At 39.7% G+C, this 6,942-nt stretch carries 5 protein-coding genes; all 5 read right to left on the bottom strand.

The features are described from left to right. Nucleotides 1-101 (bottom strand): hypothetical protein (locus D6734_04555; protein RMF96024.1); only part of this gene is annotated, 101 nt, incomplete at its 3' end. A 58-nt stretch (nucleotides 102-159) separates the two neighbouring features. Further along, entirely contained in the window at nucleotides 160-2,256 is a 2,097-nt protein-coding gene (fusA, locus tag D6734_04560; GenBank protein ID RMF96025.1) for an elongation factor G, read from the bottom strand. Nucleotides 2,257-2,262: 6 nt separating this feature from the next. After that, nucleotides 2,263-2,736 (bottom strand): 30S ribosomal protein S7, encoded by a 474-nt coding sequence (locus D6734_04565; GenBank protein ID RMF96026.1) that lies wholly within the window; start codon nucleotides 2,734-2,736, stop codon nucleotides 2,263-2,265. A gap of 21 nt (nucleotides 2,737-2,757) precedes the next feature. Next, a complete protein-coding gene (locus D6734_04570; GenBank protein RMF96027.1) occupies nucleotides 2,758-3,132 on the bottom strand; it encodes a 30S ribosomal protein S12 in 375 nt (124 codons plus the stop codon). A gap of 105 nt (nucleotides 3,133-3,237) precedes the next feature. Then, on the bottom strand, nucleotides 3,238-6,942 hold a 3,705-nt coding region (gene rpoC, locus D6734_04575), incomplete at its 5' end, for a DNA-directed RNA polymerase subunit beta' (protein ID RMF96028.1).

Here is a 6,942-nt window from a genome sequence, read left to right on the forward strand (position 1 = left end):
CGCGTTATCGCACTCGTCAACGTCGTCTTACCATGATCTATATGTCCTATCGTACCTATGTTTACATGCGGCTTCGAACGATCAAATTTCTCCTTCGCCATCTCTTATTCCTCCATAATTATTTATTTTATTATTTTCAGCATTGTATTATTAAAAAAGCTAAATAGCCCTTTGCAGACCGCCTACCTTTGAAATAAGAGATTCAGAAATATTTTGCGGAACCTCTTTATAAAAAGCAAATTGCATCGTATATGTTGCACGCCCTTGTGTCTTTGACCTCAATGCAGTTGCATATCCAAACATCTCTGCAAGCGGAACTTGCGCTTTTATGACCTGTGACCCTGCTCTTGGCTCCATTCCGAGAATTTCACCTCTTCTTGAATTTAAATCACCAATAACATCACCCACATATTCATCTGGAAGCACAACCTCAACAGCCATCACCGGTTCAAGAAGGACAGGCTTGCATTTATTAAATACTTCCTTGAAAGCCATAGAAGCAGCAATTTTGAAAGCCATTTCTGATGAATCAACTTCATGATATGAACCATCGAGCAAAACAGCTTTAACATCTATTACGGGATAGCCTGCAAGAATGCCGCATTCCATTGCTTCTTTTATTCCATTTTGAACTGCTGGAATATATTCCTTAGGGATTACACCACCCACAATCTGGCTCTCAAACTCAAAACCTGAACCTGGTTTCAATGGTTCAAGCCGAATTTTTACATGACCATATTGGCCTCTTCCACCGCTTTGTCTCACATATCTTGCCTCTCCCTCTCCGGCTTTCTTTATTGTTTCCTTATATGAAACATTTGGCTTTCCTACATTTGCACCAACATTAAACTCTCTCAATAATCTGTCTGTAACAATCTCCAGATGAAGTTCGCCCATTCCCGAAATTATTGTTTGTCCAGTTTCATCATTTCTGGAAACCTTGAAAGAAGGATCTTCCTGCATAAGTTTAGTAAGAGAAAGAGCAAGCTTTTCTTCATCTGCTTTTGTTTTAGGCTCAATTGCCACTGAGATAACGGGCTCTGGAAATTTAATCGACTCAAGCAAAACAGGATGATTTTCATCACAAAGAGTATCACCCGTAAATGTATGTTTTAGTCCTACTGCCGCTACTATATCGCCTGCATAGACTTCGCTAATTTCTTCCCTTTTATTTGCATGCATCTTTAGAAGCCGTCCGATTCTCTCCTTTTTACCTTTAGATGAATTTAAAATTTGCGCACCTGACTTTAAACTTCCCGAATAAACTCTGAAAAAAGTAAGCTGTCCAACATATGGATCAGTCATTATCTTAAATGCAAGCGCTGTAAATGGTTTATTGTCGTCTGCGAAGATTTCTGTCGAACCGTTGCCATTCATTGGAACCGATTTAAAAGGCGGTATATCTATTGGAGAAGGAAGATAATCGACAACTGCATCAAGTAATGGTTGAACTCCTTTGTTCTTAAATGCTGAACCACACAATACAGGAGTAATTTTATTCTCGACAGTAAGCCTTCTTATGACTTTTTTAAATTCCTCTTCCGAGGGGTCTATACCCTCAACATATTTTTCCATTATGCCGTCATCAAACTCGCCCAATATTTCAACAAGTTTTTCTCTTGCTTCAGCAATTGCTTCCTCACTTCCCTTCGGTACTTCATCAACGATATTCATTTCAAGGCCGAGTTTTTCTTCATCAAAATAAATCGATTTCATAGTGATTAGATCAAATACCCCTTCAAAGTTCTCTTCTGTGCCGATAGGATATTGTAAAAGAAGCGGTTTGGATTTTAGCCTTTCCTTTATCATTTTAAGGCATCTAAAAAGGTCAGCTCCGCTTCTATCCATTTTATTTACAAAAGCAATTCTCGGTACTCTATACTTATCTGCTTGCCTCCACACGGTTTCTGACTGAGGCTCAACGCCTCCAACGGCACAGAATACTGCAACAACTCCGTCAAGCACTCTCAAAGACCTTTCTACTTCAACGGTAAAATCGACATGGCCCGGCGTATCGATGATATTGATTCTGTGGTTCTTCCAAAAACAGGTAGTTGCCGCTGAAGTAATCGTTATACCTCTTTCCTGTTCCTGCTCCATCCAATCCATCGTAGCTGAGCCCTCATGGACTTCACCCATTCTGTAAAGAATACCGGTATAATATAGTATCCGCTCAGTCGTAGTTGTCTTACCGGCATCTATATGTGCCATTATTCCTATATTACGTATCTTTTCTAAGGGAACAATTCTTGCCATTGTCGATTACCACCTATAATGAGCAAAAGCTTTGTTAGCTTCCGCCATTTTATGAGTATCCTGTTTTTTCTTAATAGCAGCTCCTAAATCATTTGCTGCATCTATTAATTCTGCCGCAAGTTTTTCAATCATACTCTTTTCTTTCCTTGCAGTTGCAGCTGCTATTAGCCACCTGATGCTCAATGATATTCTTCTATCAGGAGGAACTTCAACAGGTATCTGGTATGTTGCGCCTCCAACTCTTCTCGATTTGACTTCCAATGATGGTTTTACATTCTCCACTGCTTTATAAAAAATAGAGATCGGCTCATCACTCTTTGTCTTTTCACCAATCTTCTCAATTGCTTTGTAAAAAATCTTCTCAGCAGTGCTTTTTTTACCATCACGCATAAGATTATTTATGAAACGTGTTACCAATACACTCCCGTATCTTAAATCAGGATCCAATTCTCTTTTTCTTATAAATTTTTTTCTTGGCATCTTTGCTATCCTACAATTCTGCTATTTCGACTCTCTTTTAACACCGTATTTAGATCTTCCCTTCTTCCTATTGGAAACTCCTGCTGTATCCAAAGCACCACGAATAACATGATATCTCACACCTGGAAGGTCTTTAACTCTTCCGCCTCTTATCAATACAATAGAATGTTCCTGCAAATTATGTCCTTCACCCGGAATATAACAGGTAACCTCGTAGCCATTGGTAAGTCTGACTCTTGCCACCTTCCTTAACGCAGAATTTGGTTTCTTGGGTGTAGTTGTATAAACTCTCAAGCATACACCTCTTCTTTGTGGACAATTTGAAAGAGCAGGAGAATCAGATTTTTCCTTAATCTTTTTTCGTCCTTTTCTTATAAGTTGATTCAAAGTTGGCATAAAAAACCTTTCTGGTTAAGGGTTAATGTTTTAAGTTAAATTCAGACCTTACTTCCAAAAAATTGCTTGAAAGACTGCATTCTTTAGCTATGAAAAGTCTTTTTGTCAAGCAATTTCTTCATCTAATGCAATTTTTACTTTCCTGTATGCATCGAGTCCTGTGCCTGCAGGAATCAGTTTCCCCATTATTACATTCTCTTTAAGCCCTGTGAGCTTGTCCACTTTGCCGTTTATAGCGGCTTCCGTAAGGATTCTCGTTGTTTCCTGAAAGGATGCCGCTGAAACAAAGCTTGTCGTAGATAAAGCCGCTTTCGTAATTCCAAGAAGGACAGGCTCCCAGTCTGCTGGCTTTTTCTTTTCACTTCTCAGCTTTTTGTTCACTTCTTCAACTTCGATTTTATCAACCTGCTGTCCTACGATATATTCTGAATCACCGGGGTCTTTTATTTTAACCTTTTTAAGCATCTGCCGCACTATTACTTCAATGTGCTTATCATTGATGTTAACACCCTGCAAGCGATATACTTCCTGCACTTGAGCTACCAAAAACTTCTGAAGTTCATGAGGTCCTTGAACCTTCAAAATATCATGGGGATTGGGCAAACCATCGACAAGTGCTTCTCCAGCTTTTATGAATTCTCCATCCTGTACAAGAATGTGCTTTCCTCGAGGAATCAAATACTCTTTTGCCTTACCTTTCTCAGGCCTTATAATTACCCTTCTCTGCCCTTTGACCATCTCTCGGGGAAGTTCAACAATTCCGTCAATTTCACTTATTATTGCCTGCTCTTTTGGCTTTCTTGCCTCAAAAAGTTCATCTACACGAGGAAGACCTACAGTCATATCCTTTGTTTTTGTAGTCTCTCTCGGAATCTTTGCAATGATGTCGCCATGTTTAATGTAATCTCCTTCTTCAACTTCAATATATGCACCTGTCGGTAACTGATATCTTGCAACAGTTTTATTATTCTCATCTTTGATTGATATACGGGGCTCTTTGCTTTCATCCTTATAGTCGACAACGTCTCTCATTGTATGGGCAGTAATTTCATCAACTTCCTGCTTGATTGTTTGGCCTTCAATAATATCACCAAATTTTACTTTCCCATTTTTCTCTGAGATAATTACCTTGTTATGAGGATCCCATTCAAAAAGAATTTGTCCTGCTTCAACATCGTCACCGTCTTTAACTTTCATATGTGCACCATATTCAACTGGATAATTCCTCACCCTATTGTTGCCTTCATCTACAACTACAACTCCTTTCCTGCTTACAACAACTTCTTTGCCTTCCCTATTTTGATAAGTTTTAATATTCTTCAACTTTACCTTACCAGCGTTTTTTGCTTTTCTGCTTGACAAAGTACTTGCGCCGCTAACAGCTCCTCCAATGTGGAATGTTCTCATTGTCAACTGCGTTCCGGGTTCACCAATTGATTGTGCGGCAATTATACCTATTGGATCGCCAATCTTAATACTCTCACCTGTAGCGAGATCCCTGCCGTAACATTTTACACAAGTCCCCTGTTTGGAATCACATGTTAAGATCGAACGAATCTTAACTCTGTCAATACCTGCATCTTCAATCAATTCCACTACTTCTTCATTTATCTCCTCATTGGCTTTTACTATTATTTCACCTGTTGTTGGATCTTTGATATCTTCCAAAGATGTTCTTCCAAGTATTCGATCCGATAACGGTTCAATAATTTCACCGCCCTCCATTAAGGCTTCTACTTCAATTCCGTCTATTGTTCCGCAGTCCTCTTCAGTAACCACCAAATCTTGAGCAACATCGACAAGCCTTCTTGTCAAATACCCTGAGTTGGCAGTTTTCAAAGCCGTATCTGCAAGTCCCTTTCTTGCTCCATGTGTGGAAATAAAATACTCTAAAACAGACAATCCTTCCTTGAAGTTCGATTGAATTGGCGTTTCAATAATCTCACCTGACGGCTTTGCCATCAAACCTCTCATTCCAGCAAGCTGACGTATCTGATTAGCGCTTCCGCGAGCTCCTGAATCCAACATCATATAAACCGGATTGAACTGCTCATTCGTAGCACTTTCGTCCTTTTTAAGTTTTTCATCTTCTTCCTGCAATTCCTTCAGGAGTTCTTCTGCCACACGGTCTGTTGTCTGCGACCATGTATCAACAACCTTGTTATAACGCTCACCAGCTGTAATTATTCCTTCTTTGTACTCTTTATCGATTTTTACTACCTCATTAACAGCGCTCTCCAAGAGCTTTTGCTTTTGGCGAGGAATTTTTAAATCTGCAATTGAAAATGAAATTCCTGCCTTTGTGGCAAATGAGAATCCGAGCTCTTTAAGCTTGTCCAAAAAGACAACTGTCCTTCTCAATCCCACCGTCCTAAAGCACTTTTCAACAAGCTCGACAATATTTTTCTTTTTCATCTCCTTATCAACATATTCAAAGGGAATTTCAGAAGGCAAAATATCTGCCAACAAGAATCTACCGACTACAGATGAAACAGTATGCCCATTAACCTTTGTCTTCACAATGGCATGAATATCAACCTCACCCATATCATACGCCATTTTAAGCTCATCGATGGAGGAAAATGCCATACCTTCTCCCTTTACCCCCTTCTTCTCCTTGCTCATATAATAAAGTCCCAAAACCATATCTTGGCTTGGTACGGCAAGAGGGTTCCCATGGGCAGGAGAAAGAATGTTCTGTGATGCCATCATCAAAACTCTTGCTTCCAACTGCGCTTCATTTGAAAGTGGCAGATGCACAGCCATTTGGTCTCCATCAAAGTCAGCATTATATGCAGCGCAAACAAGAGGATGAATGCTTATTGCTTTCCCTTCTGTCAAAACAGGGTCAAAGGCTTGTATCCCGAGTCTATGAAGGGTTGGAGCTCTGTTTAACAAAACGGGATGTTCCTTTATCACTTCATCAAGGATATCCCACACTTCCGGTTTCAGCCGTTCAACTTTCTTCTTTGCAGTTTTTATATTCCCCACAAGCCCTTTTTTCTCAAGCTTGTGATAAATGAAAGGTTTAAACAATTCAAGTGCCATCATTTTAGGAATTCCGCACTGATTGAGCTTCAACTCTGGGCCAACCACAATAACCGATCTTGCAGAATAATCGACGCGCTTACCAAGAAGATTTTGTCTAAAACGCCCCTGCTTTCCTTTCAACATATCACTTAGGGATTTAAGAGGCCTTTTATTCTGCCCCTTCAATGCACGGCCTCGTTTGCTATTGTCAAAGAGAGCATCCACTGCTTCCTGAAGCATCCTTTTCTCATTTCTTATTATTACTTCAGGCGCCTCAAGCTCTCTCAATCTTTTCAAACGATTATTCCTATTTATAACACGCCTGTACAAATCATTAAGGTCTGAGGTTGCAAACCTTCCTCCCTGTAAAGGGACTAATGGCCTCAAATCTGGTGGAATTACTGGAATGACATCAAGAATCATCCATTCAGGCTTATTTCCGGATTTTCTAAAAGCTTCTACAATTTTGAGCCTTTTAAGTATAGTTCTTTTAGTTTGAACAGATTTTACAGTCTTGAATTGCGTTCGCAGTTCCTTTGCAAGTTCTTCAAGGTCAATCTGCATAAGCATCTTTTTGATTGCTTCTGCTCCTATGCCTGCCTCAAAATTCTCAGGCGGAGTGCAGCATTGCTGCCTATATTCTTCAACAGTTATGCCATGTTCCTTTATATGCTCTTCTATGAAATTACCATGAAGCTGCATCTCAAAACCGCACAATTGACATACCTCATAACCGGCTTCATTTATCCATCTGCCTTCCATTATAAGGTTATAGCGTTC

It is taken from the genome of Candidatus Schekmanbacteria bacterium (assembly GCA_003695725.1).
Taxonomy (GTDB): Bacteria; Schekmanbacteria; GWA2-38-11; order GWA2-38-11; family J061; genus J061.

Bases quoted from the DNA above. Each gene is read 5' to 3' on its own strand.
- D6734_04565 (RMF96026.1), bottom strand. From the start codon at position 2,736: ATGCCAAGAAAAAAATTTATAAGAAAAAGAGAATTGGATCCTGATTTA.
- fusA (RMF96025.1), bottom strand. From the start codon at position 2,256: ATGGCAAGAATTGTTCCCTTAGAAAAGATACGTAATATAGGAATAATG.
- D6734_04570 (RMF96027.1), bottom strand. From the start codon at position 3,132: ATGCCAACTTTGAATCAACTTATAAGAAAAGGACGAAAAAAGATTAAG.